At 43.5% G+C, this 25,210-nt stretch carries 18 protein-coding genes and 1 pseudogene; 6 read left to right on the plus strand and 13 right to left on the minus strand.

The genetic code is table 11. From position 1 onward, the window contains the following. Nucleotides 1-14: 14 nt before the first annotated feature. Entirely contained in the window at nucleotides 15-611 is a 597-nt protein-coding gene (locus ACYX4J_RS12470; RefSeq protein WP_475708247.1) for an HAD family hydrolase, read from the minus strand. Nucleotides 612-791: 180 nt separating this feature from the next. On the opposite strand from ACYX4J_RS12470, the gene ACYX4J_RS12475 reads away from it, so the two are divergent. Further along, the gene (locus ACYX4J_RS12475; protein WP_444913464.1) at nucleotides 792-2,174 is read left to right on the plus strand and encodes an amidase family protein; all 1,383 of its coding nucleotides are present in this window, start codon (nucleotides 792-794) and stop codon (nucleotides 2,172-2,174) included. Between the two features lie 24 nt (nucleotides 2,175-2,198). Here ACYX4J_RS12475 and ACYX4J_RS12480 read toward each other — a convergent pair whose 3' ends face one another. From ACYX4J_RS12480 to ACYX4J_RS12495, 4 genes are all read right to left on the minus strand, one after another. Beyond that, nucleotides 2,199-3,068 carry an SMP-30/gluconolactonase/LRE family protein gene (locus ACYX4J_RS12480; RefSeq protein WP_445364616.1) on the minus strand — a complete coding sequence of 290 codons (870 nt, stop codon included), beginning with the start codon at nucleotides 3,066-3,068 and terminating at the stop codon, nucleotides 2,199-2,201. A 146-nt stretch (nucleotides 3,069-3,214) separates the two neighbouring features. Continuing rightward, nucleotides 3,215-4,039, minus strand: a complete 825-nt coding sequence (locus tag ACYX4J_RS12485; protein WP_282933242.1) for a transporter substrate-binding domain-containing protein — start codon at nucleotides 4,037-4,039, stop codon at nucleotides 3,215-3,217. A gap of 303 nt (nucleotides 4,040-4,342) precedes the next feature. Then, a complete protein-coding gene (locus tag ACYX4J_RS12490) occupies nucleotides 4,343-5,473 on the minus strand; it encodes a methyltransferase (protein ID WP_476176729.1) in 1,131 nt (376 codons plus the stop codon). Between the two features lie 74 nt (nucleotides 5,474-5,547). Next, complete coding sequence (locus tag ACYX4J_RS12495; protein WP_444894188.1) at nucleotides 5,548-6,141, minus strand: TetR/AcrR family transcriptional regulator; 594 nt, start codon at nucleotides 6,139-6,141, stop codon at nucleotides 5,548-5,550. Between the two features lie 548 nt (nucleotides 6,142-6,689). Between ACYX4J_RS12495 and ACYX4J_RS12500 the strand changes: the two genes are divergently transcribed. Both ACYX4J_RS12500 and ACYX4J_RS12505 read left to right on the plus strand, forming a co-directional pair. Next, entirely contained in the window at nucleotides 6,690-8,921 is a 2,232-nt protein-coding gene (locus ACYX4J_RS12500) for a pre-peptidase C-terminal domain-containing protein (protein ID WP_476176730.1), read from the plus strand. A gap of 492 nt (nucleotides 8,922-9,413) precedes the next feature. Continuing rightward, nucleotides 9,414-10,347 (plus strand): annotated as a pseudogene (locus tag ACYX4J_RS12505) (IS30 family transposase). Between the two features lie 117 nt (nucleotides 10,348-10,464). Here ACYX4J_RS12505 and ACYX4J_RS12510 read toward each other — a convergent pair. The 7 genes from ACYX4J_RS12510 to ACYX4J_RS12540 all read right to left on the minus strand — a co-directional run bounded on the left by ACYX4J_RS12510 (nucleotide 10,465) and on the right by ACYX4J_RS12540 (nucleotide 20,857). After that, complete coding sequence (locus tag ACYX4J_RS12510) at nucleotides 10,465-11,187, minus strand: hypothetical protein (RefSeq protein WP_476176731.1); 723 nt, start codon at nucleotides 11,185-11,187, stop codon at nucleotides 10,465-10,467. Next, nucleotides 11,168-11,620, minus strand: a complete 453-nt coding sequence (locus tag ACYX4J_RS12515) for a hypothetical protein (RefSeq protein WP_476176732.1) — start codon at nucleotides 11,618-11,620, stop codon at nucleotides 11,168-11,170. Before ACYX4J_RS12515 ends, ACYX4J_RS12510 begins: the two co-directional genes overlap by 20 nt. A gap of 122 nt (nucleotides 11,621-11,742) precedes the next feature. Beyond that, nucleotides 11,743-12,168, minus strand: coding sequence for a hypothetical protein (locus ACYX4J_RS12520; RefSeq protein ID WP_476176733.1), 426 nt, complete (start codon nucleotides 12,166-12,168; stop codon nucleotides 11,743-11,745). A 68-nt stretch (nucleotides 12,169-12,236) separates the two neighbouring features. Continuing rightward, entirely contained in the window at nucleotides 12,237-12,731 is a 495-nt protein-coding gene (locus tag ACYX4J_RS12525) for a hypothetical protein (RefSeq protein WP_476176734.1), read from the minus strand. Nucleotides 12,732-12,814: 83 nt separating this feature from the next. Continuing rightward, on the minus strand, nucleotides 12,815-13,246 hold the full coding sequence (locus ACYX4J_RS12530) for a hypothetical protein (RefSeq protein WP_476176735.1): 432 nt from the start codon (nucleotides 13,244-13,246) through the stop codon (nucleotides 12,815-12,817). After that, entirely contained in the window at nucleotides 13,243-14,631 is a 1,389-nt protein-coding gene (locus ACYX4J_RS12535; RefSeq protein ID WP_476176736.1) for an RHS repeat domain-containing protein, read from the minus strand. Before ACYX4J_RS12535 ends, ACYX4J_RS12530 begins: the two co-directional genes overlap by 4 nt. Continuing rightward, the gene (locus tag ACYX4J_RS12540; RefSeq protein WP_476176737.1) at nucleotides 14,615-20,857 is read right to left on the minus strand and encodes an FG-GAP-like repeat-containing protein; all 6,243 of its coding nucleotides are present in this window, start codon (nucleotides 20,855-20,857) and stop codon (nucleotides 14,615-14,617) included. The genes ACYX4J_RS12535 and ACYX4J_RS12540 overlap by 17 nt, the downstream gene beginning before the upstream one ends. A 98-nt stretch (nucleotides 20,858-20,955) precedes the next feature. Between ACYX4J_RS12540 and ACYX4J_RS12545 the strand changes: the two genes are divergently transcribed. Then, nucleotides 20,956-22,320 carry an IS4 family transposase gene (locus tag ACYX4J_RS12545; RefSeq protein WP_476176738.1) on the plus strand — a complete coding sequence of 455 codons (1,365 nt, stop codon included), beginning with the start codon at nucleotides 20,956-20,958 and terminating at the stop codon, nucleotides 22,318-22,320. Here the strand turns inward: ACYX4J_RS12545 and ACYX4J_RS12550 are convergent. Next, on the minus strand, nucleotides 22,281-22,805 hold the full coding sequence (locus tag ACYX4J_RS12550) for a hypothetical protein (protein ID WP_476176739.1): 525 nt from the start codon (nucleotides 22,803-22,805) through the stop codon (nucleotides 22,281-22,283). The two genes, ACYX4J_RS12545 and ACYX4J_RS12550, sit on opposite strands and share 40 nt — an antisense overlap. A 971-nt stretch (nucleotides 22,806-23,776) precedes the next feature. On the opposite strand from ACYX4J_RS12550, the gene ACYX4J_RS12555 reads away from it, so the two are divergent. Further along, nucleotides 23,777-23,941 (plus strand): pre-peptidase C-terminal domain-containing protein, encoded by a 165-nt coding sequence (locus ACYX4J_RS12555; RefSeq protein WP_476178662.1) that lies wholly within the window; start codon nucleotides 23,777-23,779, stop codon nucleotides 23,939-23,941. 146 nt (nucleotides 23,942-24,087) lie between these two features. Next, a complete protein-coding gene (locus tag ACYX4J_RS12560) occupies nucleotides 24,088-24,684 on the plus strand; it encodes a DUF4291 domain-containing protein (protein WP_282933246.1) in 597 nt (198 codons plus the stop codon). Nucleotides 24,685-25,210: the final 526 nt, after the last annotated feature.

The following is a 25,210-nucleotide window of genomic DNA, read 5'->3' on the forward strand; positions in this document are numbered from 1 at the left end:
ACTCCCCATCTATCTTAATTTTTGTAGCTCTTCTCTTGAATATTAATACGCTCTAGAACCTCCAACACCGAATCAAAGCCCTTGGTATGAAACGCATTCATACCCACCTTATTCGCCACCTCTACATTTCTAGGGATATCATCCATGTAGACAACACTACTGGCTTCAACTTCCAGCTGCTCAAGCGCGTGCTTGAAAAATGCTTCATCGGGCTTTGCCATACCTATAAGGTGGGAAGCGAATATTGGGCCCAAATAGTTATGTGCATTAAATTCATGAGTGATGCGTGGCCAGTGAAGTTCATTGGTATTTGTCAATGCGGCCACTCTGTAATTTTTCTCTAGAGAACTGAGTAATTCAATTGCTCCTGGATAGAATCCCGTAGGCCAGTTTGTGAAATGATCGATTATCGTCTCTATCGATTCCTCTATTTCCAATTGAGACTTTAAAGCGTTTGCAAATTCTTCTGTGGTGATTTCTCCTCTCTCAAACTGCCTTACCGGACCGGAGATAATAACATCAGTCACAGGCGCTTTACCGGTTGGTAATGGACGGCCTTTTAGCTCTATTAGTACGCCGCCGAGATCAAACAGTAATACATCAACTTTCAAAACCCATAACCCTCATATTTTCAACGGTCAGAAACGCGCTGCTCACTCCTCACCATCAGATACGCCTCGGAGAGATCAAGGCTAGTGCTATCAAATTAGCCAATATCATTCTTATCGTCCTACTTTCTTTCTCACTATGATCTAAGATCCCAAGTACAATCAGAAGCTAGTAAGCAAACTATGACGACTTCCCTTCATGAGCTTGTGGAGATGGTGCTCGCAAGAAAGATTAGCGCAGTATCACTGATTGAAGAAGCTTGTGACAATGCAGTTGCTCATTCCGAACTCAATGCTTTTATCTGCCTCGATCGGCATGGCGCCCTTCAAAAAGCCAAATGTATTGACAGGGAATTGGCCTCCGGTAGCCACCGTAGGCCCCTTGCCGGTATCCCCATCGCTGTTAAAGACAATATCAATGTAAAGGGTATGCATACCACTGCTGGGACCCTTGGCATGAACTTTCTGCCGAAGTCCTCTGCCCCAGTGGTTGAGCGGCTAGAGGGATGTGGGGCCATAGTGGTTGGGAAGACCAATCTACATGAGCTCGCCTTTGGCGTAACCTCCAATAACGCTGCATTTGGAGCCGTAAGGAATCCGTGGGACATCGCTTGCTTCCCCGGCGGTTCATCGGGGGGCACCGCTGTTGCTGTAGCCGCGGGGATTGTGCCCGCTGGCCTCGGCACCGATACCGCCGGCTCCGTCAGATTACCGGCGGCGTTAACTGGTATTGTTGGCTTTCGCCCTTCAACTGGCAGCCTTAGCTGCCAAGGAGTCGTACCCTCTGTGCCAGCATTTGACACGATCGGCCCTATGGCTGTTAGTGTCGAAGATACCATCTATCTGTTTGAAGTGATGACAGGAGTCTCCGTACCCCAATGCAAGCCAATCAATCAGTTGCGCTTGGGGCTTGCCCATCCTCTATTTGACAACCTCTCACCTGGAGTAAGCCAGTCTTTCAGGGCTCTAATCAGTACCCTTATTGATGCCGGAGTAGACCTGGTAGAAGTAGACCTTTCACCAATAGTCAGCGCCGCTCTCGAAATCGGATTTCCCGTCGGGTTTCATCAGATGCGGACTGCCATGGGGCATTTTCTGGCGAATTATCAACCACAAACTCAACTAGAGGGTTTGGTAGCAATGATCAAAAGTGAGGATGTGAAAGAGGTCTATCAGGAATCAGTGCTCGGCCCTAAGGCGCCGCCAGACTCAGCTTATCAAGCGGCCTTAAAGAAATTGCCTGCTGTGCACGAGAGCTATTCGAAGATCATCCAGCAGCATCAACTGGACGCGATCGTATTTCCAACTGCGCCTATCGAAGCGCAACCCCTGGAAACATCCTCATATCAACTGGAGCTAAATGGACAGACACTCCCCACCCTGGACACACTGATATACAACAATGTCTCCGCACCAGTTACCGGTGCCCCGAGCATCAGCATCCCCATCGGGCCAAGTACCAATGGATTACCGGTGGGCCTGGAGATAGATGGGTTACCCGGAGCGGATTTGGCACTACTTGCCGTAGCTAGACAGATCGAACAGGCAATAACACTCCAAAAGTAAGAGGAACTATCCCCCCTCTTCCCCTCAGGGCATTGTCTTCCATATAGCGGTATTACTTGATGAGTAAATTGCTTTACCGTCAGTTGCTACGCTATACACGCCGCCGGGAACAGGGTAAAGATTAACCAGAGAGCCGTTCTCTCGATAGTGTCGCAGCCCGTCACCTGCCGCCACCCACAGATCATTTTTGGGGCCAGTAACAATAAAACCATCAGGAATCCCTACTGGTACCGACAACACCCATTGCTTCTCCTCCAATTTTTCAGGGGATGGCAAAGCGCTTACATAAATGTCTTTTGTTTTTTTGGGGTTGTAAGGATTCTTTCCATCGATAGCTGCAGTATCACCAATATAGATTTGGTTGCCTATTGGGGAGATTGCCAACCCATGAGGCATCATGTACTCCGCTGACAAGCGAATTAACTTTTTTGTTGAAGGATCAAAAGCATAGACAGCTGGCGTTAACATTGGCTCAGGCTTGAAGCCTTGGTTGTAGCCGTAATCTGGATCGGTGAAGTAGATCCAGCCAGAGGCTGACTGTACAACTTTATTGGGTGAATTAAATGGCTTACCTTTATAGGCATCTACAAGCACTTCTCGTTGACCGTCTGAAAGGCTTATGCGGCTGATAGCGCCCGGGGTTGCTCCTTTCCCCTGCTCTGCAACCAATAAATATTCACCGTCATTGCTAAGCCACATGCTGTTTGCCATATTGCTTCGGTGCTTCCAGGTTACAACTTCGCCAGTAATAAAGTCGTAGTAACGGATCGCTATCTGTGGATTCTCAATCTCTAAATCTGGAACACTGGTGAAGTAGAGACGTTTCTGGGAGGGTACATAAACAAGCCCCTCATGTGCATCCGTTTCCACCAAGATCGAATGGGTAGCCTGCATCGGGGAATTCCCCAGTAGATAATTGCTGTAAGTAATAGCCAAGAAAAGGACTGAGCTGAAAAGCAAAGAAAAGAAGACACTGGGGGATTTAGTAGTCATATCGCCCCTAATTAGACTTTATCTGTACGGATAGTTCTGCGACTACTCTACTGTGAGCCGCTGAAGGTATCATCAGGGTCATTCTCTGAACCCACACTGGAAACGGCCTTATCCAGCATTCTATTGATCTCCCCACTCTCCTTTAGGCTTTCTAGAGCAGCATTTAGTCGCTCGAGCAGTTCCTTATTCCCTTTCTTAACACCGATACCAAAGGGCTTTGGCGGGAAGTCTCCACTAATATTCACCAGACGATATAAAGTCGGATAAGCTGATGCTTTACGCAAAAGTACCAGGTTGATAATGTCATTGGAGGCAGCATCAGCATTTCCACTTTGAACAGCCTCTAAGGTCGCTGAGCTTGTGGGCGCTACAACCAATCTTGCCCCCTCCAATGACGGTAGGACAGCACGCATTCTTTTCAGGGAAAGTGAGCCTTTAGTAACAGCAATTATCTTACCTTCCAGATCAATAAAGCTCTCAATATCGCTATCTTTATGGACCAGTAACCCCTCCCCTGTGACGTAATAAGGAATCGAAAAGTCCACTTTTTCTTCGCGCTCTGGAGTGATGGTAAACTGGGATACCACCATATCCACTCTTCCGTCTTCAAGTGCCTTTATACGATCCTCATCCAGCACACGGGTTAGCCTTATATAACCAGGGCCGCCAAATAACTTCTCCCCAATTGCCCTAACCAGGTCAGGCTCAAAGCCTTCTATAGCGCCAGAAGAGGGTTCTCTATAAGCCAGCCCTGGAATATCATAAGTAACCCCAGCAACTAGCTCTCGATCCTCAAGATCAGCCCAAACATACCCCACATAAATAACCGATAAAACTAGCAAGCTGCCTATTAGACGGGACACTAGATACATAGCTAAGATCCAGTAATTTCAAATATATTGGCTCAGAGCCCCCTAAGTAATTCTGTAATATCCACTGAGACACCAAAGGCCGAAACCTTAGTCGACTAGCAGAAAGAGGCTATAGGTAAATATAGGCGTATATAAAACCAATACAGGTGATACTGCACTTTAAGCTACTACGGATATTGGCTTGCTGGCGTATCTATAATTGACAAGCGGACTATTCGTGCCACCAATACAATAAGCGCAATGTTTTTTCATTTTCATAATTACTAACATTGCGCTTGTTGACACCCACTTACTGCTTAGCACCTAACCCTTTCTCTTTTTCAACACCATCAGTTTTGCAAAGGTACGCACGGAGACTGTCTCCACCAGGTAGAAAGGACTATCACTAAAGAGTTGGTTCCAGTCACTCAACGTTCGCTCCCGCCCACGAGTTCCCATCAACATCTGCATGTCCATGGCAGCCAAATTAAGGTCTGCGCCCTTCTCAGGTAATACTGCGTCAACAATGGCGAGCGTAGCATTTTGCCCTTGCATGGCAGAGTAAATATTATTGAGGAGTCGCTTTGCCTTACTGTCATTCAGCAAGTGAAAAACGGCCGTACACAAGTAGATATCCTTATCACTATTAGCTACCGGCAGCCTATCGTTAATAATATCTGCTGGGAAGAAGTCCAATCGCTCTTCAACTGAATCACTCAGTGAGTTTTTCCAGTACTCTCTTGCCGCCCCCTCAACATTATTCCTGTCGACCACCATCGCCGTGATGTTTTTATATGAAGAGAGGACACTCGCACTTTTGCTGCCTTTTGCCCCACCCAAGTCAATAATCCTATCAAACTTGCTCCAATCAAAATCTTGTAAATACTGTAGTCCGGTAAGATTATCAACGGTATCCATAGCGTCCGAAAACAGCGTGCTCACAGATTGATGATCATTCATATAATCAAACATTTCCTGATCATAAACACCTTCAAAAGGCACACTCCCATCTTTAATATGGTCTTCAAACCCATTAAACCAAGGCTTACTGAACTCAGGGGAGTTATGCATAAGCACCATGCTTCTTACGCTGTTGCTGGCATCACTGCGCAACACTTCAGAGTTTCGATTATGTGAAAAGTGCCTTGCTTTTACCTCCTTAAAAATCCCCATTGCACACAACATCCTCATCAATCGATATAGATGCTCTTTATCTGCATTACAATCATTTGCCAGTTTTTCTACTGGAACGACTTCACCGTTAATATGATCAGCTATATTTAATCGGACAGCCGTATACAGACATCTAGACTGCCAAAATAGCGATCCAATTTGCATTACTCGAAATGGAGGCGGCATCAGAGCATTAGGAATATTACAAATACTATTAATCATATTAGAAGCGCGTTGAAAGACCCAATTTACGGCCCTATTTCTTTGCATCGACTGGGGCATAAGAACTCCTCAGAAATAACATCTGATTAAAAATAGATATAAGGGACCGGCCTCAACTTGCTGAGGCCATATCGTTATAAGCTTTGCAAACCTGACTTCAGAAGTCGGCCATTAAACTCTGCAAGCTGTTTTAAGAAATCGGGGTCCATAACGTGCCCCATCTGCTCTTCCAGGACGGGTTTGGCCAACATCGGCAACATAGCCAAACTGACAAATGAAATCCTGAGCAAATCATACTTGGGGTCTTCAGATTCGGCTTCTTCACCTTTAATTTCAGCTAACCGCCGAGAACCTCTTTGGCGCCCCCGCTCCAGGAGCTGACGGATCACATTTTTCCCCGGGCCTTGATTAAGGGCCATGACTTTCAGGATCAGAGCCGGAAACTTGGGATTCTCTTGCATGGTGGAGTAGTAAAGGGCAAAGAAATCTCCAAAATCCCAATCGCCATCAAGGCTGAGTTGCTCTACGGCCTCGATCAATGGCAGAAGGGTTTGGCGGATCATATCTTCATAGAGGCCATCCTTGCTACCGAAGTAATATCGAATCATCGATACCGCCACTCCAGCCTTAGCAGCGATCTGGCGAGTTGTGACCCGGTGGTACTCATCGTTCAAAAAGCACTCTCGCGCCGCATCGATTAGCCGATTGGCAACATCCGACTCCTGCATAGGCCCGCTCCTTCCTATCTAGCTTGCAAGAGAGGCTAACAGGGTACCCTACTGCCTTCCAGGCCATTTGTTGTTCAATTTGAGGGGTTTGTACGACTGCTTGAGGTGGCCGTATATCCTCAAACTGGATACGACCCCACTCATTCATATGAAATTGTCTCGAAGATATTCGTAGTTTAGAGCAAGTGGATTTGAATCTGGCACTATTTACCCAGCTAACAAAGCACCTGGGTGATCCCTAATATTCAGAACACAAGTATTGCTAATAACACCAAGATATACACTCGAAAATTGATAGTCATCCTCTACATTTTATCTCGTTCGTGAGTTCGCCCTTCCAGAAATGCCACGAATCAAATCTCGCATTCTGAATCAACTTAAAACCACCTATCGACCTCAAATCCAAACATCGGTATTCTCCCGCGCGGCGGCATATTCATCCTGATTTAACTTGTTGCCAGAGTAAATCAGACATGCCTCCTACTCGACTATTTATGGATAAAAGTTTGGCAAAATTTTAAAAACATTTTCAAAGCAGGAACATGAAAATGAAACTATTTACCAGTACCGCACTGGGAATTTCAGCAACCCTAACTTTAACTTTTCAGTCTGCAATGGCATACAGCCAGGCTGTAGATATAACGATACCAAGTTACACCGGCAATGAGTTTGCTCAATTGGAAGAGCAACCCAAATCGAGCCAAGTCATTATTGATGGCAAGCTATACCAGCTGACCGGAGATATGCTGGAGCCAGTTCAAGAGGATTCCGGTCAAGTTAGCATGATGTCCGCTGTTGAAATATCAGCGAATAAGTGGCCTGATGGAATCATATATTACGACTTTTACGATAGTGTCACTGAAGAAAATCAACAGCGTTTTATCGACGCCACCAAAGTCTGGGAAGAAATTGCAGACTTACAATTTTTAAGACGCACTGATCAATCTGACTACGTTCACGTAAGAAACGGAACTGAAAACCGTTCCATGGTTGGAAAGACTGGCGGCGGGCAATTATTCAGCATGAACAACTGGGATACCAAGTACATTATTGTCCATGAATTGGGCCATGTTATTGGTATGAGGCATGAACATCAGCGATCTGATCGTGATGAATATGTCGAAATTATTGAAGATAATATTAAACCCGAGTATGTCCACAATTTTGATATACGGCAAACCCACAACTACAGTAACTATGACTTCCTGTCTGTAATGCACTATCCATCACGTGCATTTTCGGTTAATGGGCAAGAGACTATTATCCCTAAATCGGGTTATGAGCACTTCAGCCGTATAATGGCCCAGCGTATCGACTTGGGCGGCGGTGATCAGGTTGCAGCAGCATCCCACTATGGCGTGGTCAATATTAATATTCCTGACCCTGCATTCAAGTTATATTTGACTTCCTATTTCGACACAAACAACGATGGTGAGATTGACAGCCTGGAAGCAGCAAGCATTGAAGAGATTCGCACTCCAGGCAACGGGGAAATCCAGTCACTGCAAGGTATTCACGTATTCCGATACTTAAAGCACTTAACCGCTATCAATGAAAACCTCACAGAGTTACCCGAATTACCGAAACGCCTAGAAACGTTAAATATTGCCGGCAACTACTTGGATACTGCGCAATTCGAATGGGTAATGGATCGACATTTCTTAACTGATATTGATGTTACGGACAATCTCCTCGATGTCTACTCCTGCGAGGCACTTGAGTTAATTGATTCTTATCTTAATGAAGGGAACATTAGCTTCAGCCCCGCTAAAGGCGGTAATTCATTAGTTTGTGATGAGGAGGCAGAGCTAACTCTTATCCCATCAAAAACGCGAGAGAACTTAAGTAGCAAAGGCGAAAAAGTATTCCATATCGACGTGCCCGAAAATGCTCAAACCCTGACAGTTATTACTGACAATTCAGGCGATGAACTGGGCGGTGAAATGAATATGTACGTGGCCTATAATCGCCAACCGACCACAACCGATTTTGACTTCAGTTCTGAAAATGGCGGTAATATTGAAAGTATTGAGGTCACTTCGCCAGAAACCGGCCGCTGGTACATATTACTGTCTCCTATCGAACGCTCCTTCGAGGGGGTAGATTTGACGGCAACGGTAACCCTGGCTGATCAGTCCGACAATATTCTGATTAATCAGAAACCTGTCAGCGGTCTTAATGCCAGTGCAGGAGAGTCGTTGTTCTACACCATGACAGTACCGGAAAATGCCAGCGACCTTTCATTTGAGATATCCGGTGGTAGTGGCGATGCGGATCTCTATATTCGTTTTGCTAGCAGACCTACTGAATCAGTCTATGATTATCGGCCCTATTTAGGTGGCAATGAGGAGTCCGTTGCTATAGCAAACCCAACTCCCGGGATCTGGCATGTCATGCTCCACGGCTACTCAGACTTCGATCAAGTATCCCTGACCGGCTCTTTTACTGAATCATCTACTGATGAATTTTTAATCCCCGGCGAGGTTATCTCTGACCTGAATGGCCATGCAGGAGATCAATTAGAGTTTAAGATTGAAGTTCCTGAAGGAGCGACCCAGCTTTCTGTAGCTACGGGGGCTGCTCTATTCAACTCCGTTGGTGATGCAGATCTCTACATCAAGCACGGTGAACCCGCCACTGAGTCAAATGCCGACTACGCTTCTGAAAACTGGGGCAACTATGAATCCATAGATTTGAACGCTCCTCAATCGGGCACTTGGTATATTACCATCTATGGTTATACCGACTTTGAAAATGTTTGGATTAGTGCTGATTATTGATGCATGAATAACTAGCGATCGGGCAGTAGGGTTGTCAACCTTTATTGACACTACTGCCCACTCTATTTTTCTGACACCTATCATTGAATACAAAATGACCGATCCGCAGCCGTATGTTTCAGCAGCTACTCAAGAGCTTCCCAAGCCTACATTTTAGCTAGGGACTGTCTAAACTAGTCAAACTTAATAATCTAACTTATAAGCAACTAACGCTGTTGCCCCAAATTACTGACTATACGTAGAAGAAACTGGCGCAGAGAATTTACGCTATACGACGGGTCATAGCCTATTACGAGTGTGAGAAAGAAAATCCCCTGGGCAACTAGATGATAGACATAGCGCAGCTTCTAAAGCTAAGCACAGACAAACTACTCTACGTAAAACAGGTAATTCATTCCTAGATTCCCACAACAACCGACACACTTGGCGATAGCGAAGGAGGCCAGCTGGCTGTAGGCTGGTTAGCTTCCACACAAACAAGCCAGGAACCCCATGGGAACCCATACCAACCAGCTGACCCTGAAAGAACGATACCAGATCGAAGTCCTTAATGGGCAGAACTATTCAGCACGAGCCATTGCGATAAAGCTCTTTCGTTTAAACAAAACTATTTCCCGCGAGCTAAGCCATTGTACCCCTTATAGTGCGGAGAGTGCTCACCAACAGATTCTGCAGCGGCGGCACGGAGCGCGTAAATACACTAAACTCGATTTCGCCATGAAGGTGCAAATCGACCACCAACTGAAAAACGCAAGTCCCGAACAAATTGCCGGGCGTATGCGGCTTGAGAAGTGTGATAAAACAGTCAGCTGTTCAACCATTTACCGCTGGATTAGACAGCTCAGCTGGCGGCCGCGCTTGCCGCGAAAAGGCACGTATGGGCCCTGAGGCGGGAGTGGAGCTTATACCGGGGCGCATCGATATTGACGAACGTCCAACGATTGTTGATGACAACACAGAGCTCGGACACTGGGAGGGCGACACAGTTTATGGTCAAGATGGCTATCTGGTGACCCTAGTTGAGCGAGTCTCCAAGTTGTTGCTCACTCGCAGAGTATCAAATAAGAGCAAGAAGACAGTGAGCCGTGCAATCAAGCAGATGCTAAAGCCTTATCAGGCCATGTGCAAAACCATAACTTTCGATAATGGAGGTGAATTTGCGGGCCATCAGTCGATCGCGCGGAAACTAGGCTGCAAGATATATTTTGCTAAACCGTACCACTCGTGGGAGCGTGGTTTGAACGAAAATACCAATGGACTGTTGAGGCGTTTCTTCCCGAAAGGGATGGAGATTGGCAAGCTACCGAAAAGCCAAATTGACGATGCAGTGTTTCGTATTAATGCCCGGCCTAGAAAAAAGATAAATTATTGGAGCCCGCTGGAATTTCTGGTGGGTAAACGTGTGTCACTTATGTTGGCAATCTAGCATTTGATCGATACGTTCATTGAGAATGGCAAGCTGAAGAGGCACTTGATAGTCCATAACGACAAAGCCCCGTCAGATTGACCTGTCGGGGCTTTTGCGAGTATGTAAAGCCATTCTCTACTGCGATTTTATAAAATTTGACAAAAACTCAACAGCTTTACTATCCGATAACTCGTTATCGCTCTTATTCAGTAGAGCTGGAATTTTAGAAGACTCCAAGTCTTCCCAATCTCTTGCCTTCAGCGAGTACGTCATTACACTTCCTGTTTTCTCACATACGTAAATCGGAAAGACATCGCTCTTCACATCCTGCCAGCCGATATAAGATCCAGAAGTCGTATAAATATCCCCTAGGTACACAGGCTTGCTTTCCTCACACAAAGCCCCCGTTCCGTAAATGCGCTGAAACATCCTCTGCTGGTAATTATGTGCAGCATACAACCTTAACATTTCGTACTCAAAGGTCTTCTCATTGCCATCATCTGAAAAAACAGCATATATAACAGCAGAGGCCATGCTTTTCTCTTCTGGAGAATACCCAAGAAAATAATCAAAATCCTCTAGATACTGCTTAAAACCCAGAGCAGATCCTATAAAAGCATCTAAAAACTCCTCCCTTTTTCTTTTACATTCCGAGCCACATTTTTCCTCATCTAGGTTTATAAAGTATTTCTTTATAAACTTGATGTCGTCGTCCCCATAAAAAGACCTAACTTTATGGTAAAAGTCATAAATAAAATGATGCTTTGATTCAGAACTTGACAAGCCAGCCCCGTTAGCCCATGAAGTAAACAACAAAGTGAGATAGAGCATAAATAATCTATTCACAAACATAATCATTGCAAACCTCACCTTTGACGATTCTTCCGCTTAACTCCTGCGCTAACACCTGCCTTCTGGTCAATCCATAGGCGTGCTGTATTTGTGCATCGGACATTTTAGACATACCTTGCGTAACGTATCTCATAGTATTTCCATATCTAAGGGTTACCTTAAACGGGTTCGTCGTCATGTTCGACAACCTAACTCCACTAGAAAAATTCTGGTCAGAATCCGAGAAATATGGATTTTCAGGATGATTGTGATGTCCGATCCGGATAGAGAAGCCATCTTTATATAGTTTATCGATGGAATCCAAATCTACCGACACTCCATGTTTTGTAAATGAAGTTGAGGGGTGGGTTATAAAGAAAAGCCCTTCTTTTTCCATAACAAGACTTGACCATTCATATTCATCCCCCATCTCTGCAACTGCCTTATCACTCGCTGCCAACGCGTCCCTTTCAGAAAAATAAGTGTTACTCTTGTCGATATAAAACGGAGCTTTAAGAGTAGAAGCACTTGATCCCGACTCAGATAAAAGGTTGCTTTCCGAGGCTTCATTACTTTGCCCATTTAAAAATAGTTCTCATCTTTCGCTATCAGCAACTCCCTTCCACCTCCTGGACGAAAGAACTCCATCATTAGCAACCCGTTATCTTTGGCATAAATATAACGTGATAAAGGAACCCCAGCACAAGTATCTTTCAGATATGAGTAGATAACAAGAACATCTCCTTCATATCCCAAGCATTTAAAATCTGATCTTATATCAGCCAGACAATAAGTCCTTCCCTCAAAAATCCATTTCTGCGACTTCTCCAATTTTTTATCTTTTGGAAGTGCAAACCAGTATTCTGGATGAGAAAAACATTTGTAATTTTTATCGCAAAATCGCATTAAATCGCCGTATGGGCCATTAACCAGAAGACCAGATTTGCTATCCAAAGAGATTTCGTCGCCAGAGAATGGCTCAATGTATGTATAAATAGTTTTACCCATAGCCGGTGCTCCGACGAAAAGCACCCAAGTAAATAAGATTAACTTCGAAGATCTCACAATATAAACCCTCAATATACATCATCAGCAAATTTAAATGCCTTGGCTTCATATTCTCGACGCCGATAAAGAATTGGCTCACCACCAGCTCGGATATGTTCTTTGTATCTCATGAATTCATGCGTTCCTTTCTGAGTAGTATGGTAGAACTCATGAACCAGTTTCTTTCCATACTCTCGCACATTATTGCCAGTATATATAAATCCAGACGCAAATATTTGCACGTGGTCTACCTCACTCGTTGATGGATTCCTTATAACTCTCGCTCCGGTTACGCCATCTTTTAACTTATCCTTGCCCTGCCCAGGTGCAAAACCACTTATCACGCGAAAATCAATTTCTAAAAAATCTTCAGGCGACCAATCCAGTGGACCTCCGACTTTATCTTGCTGTTCTTTATAATATTTGACTAAGCGTCTATAGGCGGATCGATGAGCTCGCTTAATATCTATGTGAAATTTCTCAGCTTTCTCCTCACGATTAAGCTCATTAGGCTCTACCGTCAAATGGTCTTTTGCTATTTGGTTGGAACCACTCTGCCCAGAGTAAATAGATGTCTAAATTTGATCTGGCGCCATTTTTATGCTGACTATGGGCGTCCTTTTTCTTGTTTCTTCCCAGATAAGTTAAACCAGCTTAACTCTTGTCTATATCTCCTGCAATCATCTGCTGAATACGAATCATCCACTCCTTCTAACCCATCCAGAAGAATTTGATACAAGAATAATTTATAGCTATTGGGATCTACCGAAAATCTTTTTATCCGCTCAGAAACATTAACGACCTCCTTATAAATCATTTCATCGCTCTCGCTCCAGATTGCAATAGTGAAGTAACTTCTCCCTAAACAATCCTTAAATCTCTCAGGAGAAATTTCGATGGTAACATCAATAGCCCCAAGGCCAGCGGATACCCGAACGTTCAACCCCAAGCCTTTCATTTCGGAGGGGCTTAGCGCTTCCGCACCCAAAAAACCTGAATAGAAAAGAAACCCCAAAAAAAGATAAACAAGTTTTTTCATATCTCATCTCTATTTTTCTTATTCTCATGATAGTACTCAAGCGCTTTGCGCTCCATGAAATTTAACGAAAACGTTCTATGCTTGTAACCCCGCAAGTGACCTATTTCGTGCGCAACGGTTTGGATTACATTTCCGACTCCAGTCAACACTGACATACTTCCCGCATAGCGACCATGTGTCAATTCGAAGGAGCCTGGCATCGTTGCAGTGCGATAAATGTAAGCTGTCCTTGTCATCGCAATGCCGTCTACAAACACGTGATCTTTAGACTTGTTTGCATACGCAATCGCTCGATCCAAGTCATCAAACGGCTTAACTCCGATTACGGAATCACATGCCTGACTAGCGCAAACACCCACGCCATATTTGTTGAGAAACTTAACTTCCTTTCCTTTACCCGGATTCATAAACGGATTATCGCGATTTGCCTCAATTACATCGTTGTAAAATTTCTCAGGGTCTTCAGGTTCACCCTCAAAATGCTCTCGAGTATATTTTTCCGGTCGCTTCTCAATAGAATCAGCATGCACCCTGCCACTCTGCCCACTCAACCCATCCCCTTCAGGCGAACCATTCACACTATTCCCTACTTTTCCTCCACCATTTCCATTTCCTTTCAGATAGATCACTGTAGTTTTATCATCCAGTGTTATCTTAACACCTGTGCAACGACTCGACTGGCAGGTATCAACTGCCTGCTGTACCTTACTAGCATCGTCATCACTAATTACAATATTGGTTCCAGATAATTGTGCCATATACCCCGTAGGATCAGTGTACCTTAACGGGTTGTTCATCACATAAGAGTAGGGATTGTAAGCCTGACTATTTCCCGGCATAGCAATAAAAGGGTCAACACTAAGAAAGCGCCCCAAATTATAGTCATAGACCCGACCATTCATATGAATGAGATCGACACCATCCAAATGTTCATGATTTGTAAAGCCTCTTTTAGTAATAGCTCTATCCAGCAAGCCTCCCGTTGTGTCATCTTCATTTAGGTCTCGGGTCCTACCAAATGGGTCAAAGCCTCTTCTCTCCTGAATTTTTCCTGATATATCACTGATACTCTCAATAGAGCCCAAGTGGTCCTTATGCAGGAACTCCCAGCCTGAAGATTCCACACTCCCATTGATGGTCTGTGTACGATATTGAGCAAAATCACCCACTGTTGCCCGCTCGACTATTACCGTACTACCATTCTTTTGAGTCTCCTCATATTCAAAGGCTCCCAGATAATAGCGGATGGTAGTAGCATTACCATCAGTGGCAACCTGTTTATAACGACTATTATCAGGTGCATAGAAAAAATCAGCATTGTTACCGTTACTGTGGCTAATTGATTTTGGCTTATTGTTTACGCCATAACTAATATTCCATCCCATCAGTCGTCATATTTCCATTCTGGTCATAATGAAAATTTCGCACGCTATTGTCTTTTAATGTAACCTGAGCAACAGCATTAGGTCCTGCATTATTAAAACTCTTATTTATATTGCCATACTGGTAAGCACTGGCTCCGTTACTTGAGAAATCCGTTTTGTAACTTAGATTTCCAATGCCATCGTAGCCATAATCAACAACAATATTTGATGTAGAAGGTACATGCGTATCCCAGTTTCGGTGGGACTGGGTTAACCTATGTAGCTCATCATATGAAAAGCTCTCATCAACACCAGCAATTATATTTTGTCGATGCTTTAAATTTCCATAGCTATCATATTGTCCGTAGATTAGATTAGCCTTAGTACAGGTACCAGTAAGATCACTAATGCAACGCTGATCCAGAAGACCCGCTGCATTAAAGACACTCTCTTCGATCAAGGCATTCGCATAACTTTGCTGGGTGATCGCCTCTGTCGCGTTCCGCTTATCAATAGTTCGCAATCTGATACCCGCTGCAAAATCCCAATCTTCGACTGCACGGCCTGTTTGGCTGTAAAGTCTTTCTACAATTGTTCCATCTGGGTACTGTATCCCTTTAATTCGACCATAGTTTGAATCCCAGGCAGTTATCTGTTCAAAAATGTGACCATCTATTTGGGTTATTCTAGCCGCCTCCCGTTGAAAACTATCGTAGCTATAAATACGTTCAAAATCAGGATTGCTGCTAGTTCCGACGTACTCACGATCCAATGTACCATAGGCATAATTATCAAACTGAAAGTGCTGCGGAGAATCGCTGCCGGGATATAAATCTGTGATCCGACCAAGAGTATCGTAATTGAGCGTTGTTACCTGCCCTTTCGCATCTTTTTGCCAACGCAGCTCTCCTAAAGCATTGTATAAAAATTGCCAGCTCCCCATGTTTGGATCATTTAAAGCAAGTTTATGGCCAAAGCCATTATAAATTGCTGTAATTGCATTCCCCGAGACATCTTGAATCATGGCCACATTTCCCAATGCATCATAACGAAAGCGAGTCAATCGTCCTTTCGCATCTTGATGATAAAGGGGCTTTCCTAACACACTATTTCGACTCGCCATCATTAGGACTGCCCCATAGCCATTTGGGCTGACAGTTATATTTGTACTTAGGCCGCTATAACTGTAGTCCACCTCATAGTTAATCGGCGAGCGAGCCACAGCCTTTCGGCCTGGACGGCCGAGCGCATCAAATTGAGAAAAATTGACAATACCATAATCATTAGCGGCTGCGGTGGTGTAATGGGGGTCTACAACCTGAGTCACTCTTCCACGGTTATCATATTCCTGCCATTGACTAATTGTTCCATTTGCCCCTTCCGTTTCTCGATAGACTTCCCGGCCGCGCATATCAAAATATTTGAATACTATCGGGGTACCAGCCTGAGCAATAATTTCGAAGTAGATGGCATTACGACTGCTGGCCGCAGATGGGCATGTGTTTTCACACCACTGACGGGATACCTTCTGAACCGAAAATCCCGGAACCTCCCTGCTAGTCAATTTCCCAAAATGATCGTAATCAGAAGTGGTTACGTGGCTGTTTACGTTAGTTTCAGTAAGAGCAAGACCGGTGCGTGCATCATAGGTCAATTGGCTAGCTGCGACCGTCTTACCCCAAGCACTATTATAAGTTTTAGCCACAAAATAACCGCCACCACTATCAGAAGTGTATTCCATCTCAGTCCAGCGATTCCCTTGAATAGCGGTATTACCACTACCATTACTAGAAAAAGAGACCTGATCCAGCTGTTTGAAAGGCCCAGAGTAACGATTAGTGGTTACTAAATTTAGAGAAGTATCACTACTTGATATGGATACCGATGTTGGTTCACGTATACTATTATCTGCATAGCCAAATACCTTGTTGATGGTAACATCAGTAAGTGCATCAGCAGGCATTTGTAAAGGATCCTGATAGCTTACTTCATGGCGTTCGGAACTACTATTTAATCTAAACCACCAATTAGGGATATCCAGAGTATAATCTGCCCCCTTAGTTATAGTTTTAGTAATACCGCCCCCACTATCGCCAATTATATTAGTCTCGCCGGTGAGCAAGCCCATATAGTTATAGGAGCGAGTGAATGATTCATTACTAATCAGGCTACCGTCCAGTTCATATACATCTCGTGAAGAGCTTTCGGTATAGACGAATTTGGTATCGGCTAATAAGCCATTAACCGTATGTAAATGATTCTCTAGAAAAGCAGTGGTAATAAAGTTTCCGCTGCTATCACGGACAGTCGTTTCACGATTTAGAACAAAACCGGTTTCAGGAAAATTCTGATTGAAAGTTGTTTTTACTCTGGAGTGCGGATCGCCATCAAACTCTGATGCATACTTGCTCTCCGTGATTTCCCTAAAGCCTTGATTACCTCGCCCTTGTAAATTGAAAATTATATCACTGTAACTAAAAGTGGTTCTGTTCAGACCTCCTATGCCATCGCTAGTACGGTATTCTTTTACAGCATAATTATGGCTACTTCCATTTATTTCGGGAAAAGACTGACTTGTACTACTAACCGAGTAAAAACCAGGATCATTATGTAATATCGAATATTCAAATTCATGTAAAACTCCAAGTCCAGTAGCTACACTACTAAGCCGATCAGACAAATTGCTTTGATTGTAATAAACATAAACACCGGGACTACTAGCATGTGATCCTTGCATTTCTAAATCCAGGCTTAGGTGCTGGTATTTTGTACCGTACCGCGTAACGATATCGATATAACCATCACCATCATAGTCTAGCAAGTTAAGATCTGTAAGTGGGGCTAATACACCAGGCAATTGTTGAGCGGTGCTAAATGTTATTTGACCGGAAGAATCATAACTACCGAGCTGCAAATTCCACTGATATAGATCCATGCGATCAGCTACGCTTTGACCCCACTCCCAGGTTGCGCAATACCCACCACAATCACTCATTGTTTTAGCTGGTGCTGTACTAGGTACCAACAAATCAGTGATACCATCACGATTGTAGTCCAAAGTACGGATATAGCCGTGAAGAAAGCGTTGATTCGGAAAACGTGTATCATTTTGATAAAGGCTATCAATATTCCCTACGCTGTAACTTAGACTAGTAAGATTCCCACCTGTGTTGATATGTAGCACCCAACCATTGTTATAGCGCAATAGATCGATCAAGCCATCTTGATTAACGTCAAGAAAAACAAGCTGATGTTCGGGGGCTGTCAAAGGAATCTCTTCCCAGGAAGGAATATTGATGCTACTGGAAACACTGCTTCCATTCCACTGCAGCTCTATCACAAGTACTTGCTGCGTATTATCAATTTCAGTATGCACTCCTACCAGGTCAGGATCACCATCGCCATCATAGTCGGTCACTATCAGCGGACTATCCACTTTAAGTGCATCGCTACGTGATCCAACATTAGAAAAGGTGCCATTACCATTATTACGGTAAAAATCTAAATAGCTAAACATAGGATCCTTCTGGTGCGTTACCACCAAATCTTGTCTACCATCACCGTCAAAGTCTAATGAGTAATGCGCGCAAGCCCGATACTTATCAGCACCATTGTTAATTGGCAATGTGTTCCAGGGAGAATCCACACACACATTATCAGTATCTATAAGTTCACCTATGAACTTACTACCAGTCCAATGACCATAGAATAATGAATCACCGCTATACCCAAAATTATCCGCACGACCATCACCATTGATATCGATACCATTACTAATAGTATTACGTGACTGCTGACTCACAAGCGGTATGGAGTTTACTTTATAAGGCAGAAGCTCCCTCGTACCGGTAGATGACAGTATTACATCACCAGCTAGCCCATCACGCCCCAGCATAATGTCGGCTTGGCCATCCCCGTCGTAATCCAAAGACTTGTTTATACCCCCACCAAAATTCCGGTAGTCATTATCATCCAGAGCTAAAGCCTTGGAAGGTGTAGCTGTAAACCCTGGCTGCCAGTTATCCCAACCAAAAAGTGTGGCAGGGTAACACTGGTCATCTGTGCCAGCTATATTCCACCCACACAAAGTTATAGACTGCATTTTTGAAAGACTGGTATTCGTGTAATAATTAATATAATAGTCACGAACTTTCTTTGTATTAATGTATGTTCTAACTTGCTTTAACCTTTTATTCAAAATCTTACGGAATCCATTCCTGTAATTAACTCTGATATCACTACGAGACTCATAAATGAATTCCACCTGGCGATTACCTTGGGTATCCCCATCCCCCGTATAATAAATATTTTTCAAGTATGAGCCACCCTCAAAAGACGTGTAACTATAAACAACGCTGTTATTATTGATGTCTTGAGACTTTCTTAGCTTCCATACTATATGTACATTGTTTCGCGAAACTCGGCTATTATCGGTATCACCATAATGATCCGTAGTCCCATCACTGTGTTCAACTTTAAAAGTAGCGCTTGTAAGTACTCCAGACTGGGTAACTTTTAGATAAGGTTTAGTTTCCGGGTAGTAAACAGAGCCACTGCCGCCATAATTACTGTCATCATCTGACAAAACTAAGCGCTCACCATTTAAACAAAGTTTATCGCCAGCATCATCAGTAACACTACCTGAACTATTATCTATTTCATAAATATCTGCACAGCGCCGAATAGCCCCTCCGGCTGACAATAATCCACCAAGACCGAGTAACCCGTTTCCGCCAGTACTGTTGTACTTTAGAGTCACATCTGGTTGAACTCCAGATCTACCAGGAGGGATAACTATTGGCACAGCAAGAATGAGGCTTCCACCATTAATAGAAACGTCAGGGTTTAAGTGCCCAACTGTAGGGTCATTAATTGGGATACTTGGGAGTTCCAAAGCTGCATCGTGGATATCACCGATACTCAGTGGGAAAATTTCAATCGATTCTATCCCTGTGGTAACACAAGAGACAGATGTATTGCAGGCAGTTAGCTGGTATTCCCAAGTCTCCCTCGCTGTGGATTTGACAATAGTCTTGCTGCTGTTACTCCCTTGATAAGTAATAGCCCAAGAGGTAGCCCCAACCCTACGTTCGCTGAGTATCCATTCTGTAACGTTGCTGCTAGAAGAGAATTCTGCTTCGTAATTGCGTCTTGGTAAACCTTCACTCGGAACTGTAAGAGAGACGCTTTGCGGTAAGCGACGCGCATTAACAGCACTACTTGTATCGCTGGTGGAACATGCCCAGTCAAAGCCATTACAGTAGGAGACTTTGAAGTACCAATTTCCATCAGACAAACCCCCGACTGTGGTACTGGAACTGGTAATTTGGCTACCTGGGTTATGTTCGGAGAAATCCCCAATGAAGCCATTGCGACTTAGCAGCAAATAGTACTTGCCTACACTTGCAACGGAACCAAAATCAATGACAGCACTTTGGTCCAGAGATTCCGATGGAACATTTGGCACACTGGGTGCTGATGGAATGAATCGTACGTAACTAATACCACTGGCTGCCGAGTAGTTAGAACAAGCCCAACTATATTCATTACACGCCCGTACGCGGAATATCCAGTCTCCTTCGACTAAACCTCCCAGCGTACTACTTGTAGCGGTGACACCCTTAATCGCATCACTCCAACCAGTGCTACTTTCTTGTTTTTGCAAATCATAGTAAGTCACTGTCCCACTAGGCTTAGTCCAACCAACAGGGACACTACCACTGGTACTAGTACTCCCTGAGGATGGGGCTCCTGAAGTACCAGGTTTGCGACGTACATAATTGATGCCACTCGAAGAAGAGTAGCTTGAGCATGCCCAACTAAATTCATTACAGGCTCTAACCTGAAAAAACCAATCTCCATCATCTAACACCGAAGGCGTGCCGCTGGTTGAAGTAGTACCCATGATGGCGTTACTCCAACTTCCGCTATCATTTTTCTTTTGCAGGTCATAGTAGGTCACGGTACCATTAGGCTTAGACCAATTTACCGACACAATCCCATTGGTACTTTTTGCACCTGACGAAGGTGCTGGTGGCACTGATGGCTTAAAACGCACGTAATTTATATTGCTGCTAGAAGAATAATCTGAACAAGTGCCACTATAAGAATCACAGGCCTGAACTCGAAACTTCCAGTTTCCCTGAGCAAGACCAGAAACAGATTTACTCGTGGAAGAAATATTGGTTGCAGCTGTATTCCAGGAGCCACTTCCGAGACGCTTCTGTAGATTGTAATGGCTAACCACCCCTCTAAGTTTTATACACAAGTTTTTTCAGTTTTATTATAAAAATCAATGAGTTACAGTTTGTACGTTATAGGGGCTACAAATTTGGCTGGATAATTATGCAGGACTGGGTCAGGGACGAAGTGAAAAATCAGGTTATGGGTGATACACGATTGAAAAAGCGCTTGTCCAATATTCTCAGTAATTTAAGTTCCGACCCAAAGGGTAGCATTCCCTGTGCAAACAAGTCTTGGGCAGAAACCTTTGCAGCCTATCGATTTATCGAAAATGATAAAGTCAGCTTTGACTCCATTATGAGTGGCCATAAATCAGCCACTCTTGAAAGAATCAAGGTTCAACCAGTTGTTCTTATCCCTCAGGATACCACTTTCCTAAATTTTGATACCGATTTAGAAAGCAAAGAAATGGGAACACTCCGACGCAAAGAGACTAATCAGCAGCTCCTACATACGTCTATCGCTATAACACCATCCAGAGATAATCTGGGTATTATTGAGGGTAGCATGTGGCAGCGAGATAAAGAATCTAGTGCTAATTCTCGCTATACCAAGTCGATACAAGATAAAGAGAGTCGACGCTGGCTAGACCATTATGAATCAGCTTGTGAGATACAAGAGCGCTGCCCTGAAACCACGATTGTGAGCATCGCGGATAGAGAGGGGGATATTCATGAGTGGTTTCAATTAGCTGAAGATCAAAATGAACAGCGGCGTGCAAGCTATATTATTCGAGCCAAGGCTAATCGTAGTTTAGAGATCGAAGGAGAAGATACGACTTTACTTTGGGACTATATGACCAAGCAGAAGTCCATCGGGAAATACTCAGTAGGTATCCCCAAAAGGAATGGACAGCCAGAAAGGGAAGCTAAGGTCAGTGTATCCATTGCAGAAGTAAGATTGCAGGGAAAAGGAAAATCAAAACGACCTCTTTCTCTCTACGCAGTCTTTGCTAAGGAATTAAGCCCACCAGAAGGGGAAAAAGGTATTGAATGGATGCTGCTGACCGATCTTGCAGTTGAGGACTTTAAGCAAGCGAGGATCATTATTGAGTGGTATCGAAGTCGATGGGAAATTGAAACCTATTTCCGAGTGGTGAAAGGCGGATGCCAGATAGAAAGTAATCGCTTTAGAACCGAGCAGCGAATGCTGAACTGTATTGCAATCTATATGATTATTGGGTGGCGTCTACACTCCATGACAACACGGGCACGAACGCTTCCTGATACGTCGTGTACGAAAGTCTACTCTGAAAAAGAGTGGCGTATGATATGGATAATGCAAGCTAAAACCTCCCCACCAAATGAAGCTCCAAGTATGAGAGATATAACTCGTATGTTGGCAGGACTTGGAGGCTTTCTGGGGCGGAGCGGCGATGGTGAGCCTGGAGTTAAAACCGTTTGGCAGGGGTACACTAAACTTCTCCATTATATGGAGGCAGCAGAGGCTTTAAATGAACTTAAATGATGTGTATAAAACACAGCCACCCCTTCAGGCTTACTCCAGCTAACGTTAACAGTACCACTAGTACTTTTGTACCCGGAAGAGGGCGGCGCCGGCACATCAGGTGTACGAACTACAGAAAGTGTATTCGAGTAAATCCATGACGTACAATTACTGGAAGATATACAACGCTTCGCCCTGTACTGATAAGTGGCTGTATATTTATCGTATATATTGATACTGACGCCCGAAGAGGAAAGATATATCGGCCCAACCCCAGAAATAGATGAATAACTGCCACTATCTTTTTTTTCCTCAAGGGTAACCCAACTACTGGGGTTTAAATCGGGTGCCGCAGTAATACTAACTGAATAATCTCCATCATCATTATTGACTGGCACAGATAAACTATATAATGGAGCTGGAATATCTACTTGTGGAGCCGCTTGCGCAAATATAGAAATTATAATTAATTGTATAGCTAGAAAAGCCAGTAAAACCCCTTTCATCCCCCCTCCAAAAAATCTATAGTTGTTTTATTTTGAACTTTCAAGAAATCATCACTAACGTACCACATGACATACTTATAGAAACCGAACAAGAAACCTGCTTATCTTCTCTAAACACTGAACCTACAGCATCCTTACCACCTGAATCTATAGTTACCGAGTCACACTATTAACAAGAAACTCAGCAGGTCTATAACGCTACATTTGCCCCCTCATTTCCACCAGCCGCCAGCTCTAATTAACTTCAAAAAAATCAGGGTACTACCTGAGACTCCAAATAATAAGCAGAAAGCAGACGCAAGACAGATATAAATAGGATGGGCATTTACCACCCATCTTTTCTCTAGAAGAGATAACAATCAGAATAAAAATTATCTACCCTCAATCTAGAAGGATCACTCCTGTATTAGTAAAAAAGTTATTCCCATTGTGAAATCTAACACTATACTCAATCAGAAACTTAACCATTCCAACATATAGCCAGTGAAAATAAGATTTTGCAGAAATGCAGAAAAAAGACAAGCCACATGGAAAAACACATGCCAAATTTACATCAAGCACCTTTGAGTTAGATCGCTCTTATTATGGTGACTTACTGAACCTACAGTTATTTCATTCGCTTTCTGACACAAATCAACTGAGGAGCGCCCAGTAAACACCTTCTCTTAAGTATTTTATACCTAAAAGCAGCATATTCAGTTTTGACTTAAACTATAAAGACTGGAAACACTGAAGATATTGAAAGCATTTTCTAAAATCAACTGCTGACACCTATTACCATCACCCATTGGACGCTCCTTCTAAGTGAAAATTTAACAACAGGTGTATCCCTGGCAAACCCACCCGACAACATTATAATTAATCAAGAATCTATCAGCGGCCCATGCAGGTAAATTGTTGTATTACATCATCACAGTACCAGAAAATTCCAGCGTCCTTTTATTCGGGGTAGTGGATATAGCATTCACTACATCAAGGACGGTGAATCCGCCACTGAATCAAATGCCGACTACGCTTCTGAAAACTGGGGCAACTATGAAACCATTGATTTGAACACTCCTCAATCGGGCACTTGGTATATTACCATCTATGGTTATACCGACTTTGAAAATGTTTGGATTAGTGCTGATTATTGATGCATGAATAATTAACTAATATGTTGGTAGTAGAGCTTCGTTAAATCAACGGACTCTACTACTCCTCTTGAGGAGTAAATTTGCATAGAATTTTACTAATAACTTAACCACTTGTAACATTACAGTATGTATTTAGAGGTTAAGAAATGACTATTCCAACGCGCCAGATCCGCGCTAGCTTTAACAATCACACCATTCGCGTCTACCAAGCATACAATACAGCCATTGCAAATTCCGCCCTACAAAACGGAACCTTTGTATCCCCACCATTCAAAATGGAACGTATGACTTGGATTAAACCCTCTTTCCTATGGATGATGTACCGTTCGGGTTGGGGAGAAAAAGACAACGGACAAAACCGCATTCTGGCGATAGATATCACTAGAGAAGGATTTGAATGGGCCTTACAGAATAGCCTGCTTAGCCACCAAACCAATCAATACCCTACGAAAGAAGCATGGTTGGAGGCTAAGAGAACTACACCTGTCCGTATTCAATGGGACCCTGAACGGAATTTAGATCTGGAACCCCTTCCTCACAGAGCTATTCAGATTGGGCTGTCGAATAAAGCTGTAATGCTTTACGTTAACGAATGGATTCAGAAAATTACTGATGTAACTGAAAGCGCCCACAGAATTCACCAACTAGTCAAAGCGGGAGAATTTGAGCAAGCGGAGAATCTTCTTCCCTCAGAGGTTGAGTACCCCTTAAGTGTTTCATTAAAAGAAAGATTGGAAATGTAAATCTGCACGGCCAATACCAACATTAAGCCCCTGTGACACATCCAAAAATCACAAAGTCCGAAGAAAATTTTGGTCAGCAAATGGGGCTCAATTGAATTAATGATATTACTTTTAAAACCAATATAGAGAATGACAAGCAGCGTTATCCTTCTCCCCAGAAATACAACAACCCACAGTAGACTTTTCAAAAAAACACAAAAATATAGGCACTAAAATGATCTTATTGGATTTTATTAAGTTTGTTTTAGTGTCAAAGCTGCGTAAAATTGATGAATATTTATCGGAATTAGAGTCTTACCCAGCAGTTTTTTAAGGATTGTTGATTCAAGTAAATCCAAGACTCATTTCTCAAAGGAGAACAGTAGCGTGACGTAAAAGTAAGTAAAAGGCGCTGACCCAAGGTGCGCCAACACCAGGGGCCAGCTAACCAAGTTGATAAACGCACTATCAAAGGTCGAGTAGACCAAAGGAACTTCCCCTTCAACCTCTCACAGAACCGTACGTGAACCTCTCAATTCATACGGCT

The sequence above is a fragment of the Microbulbifer sp. ABM4_008 genome (assembly GCF_056311705.1).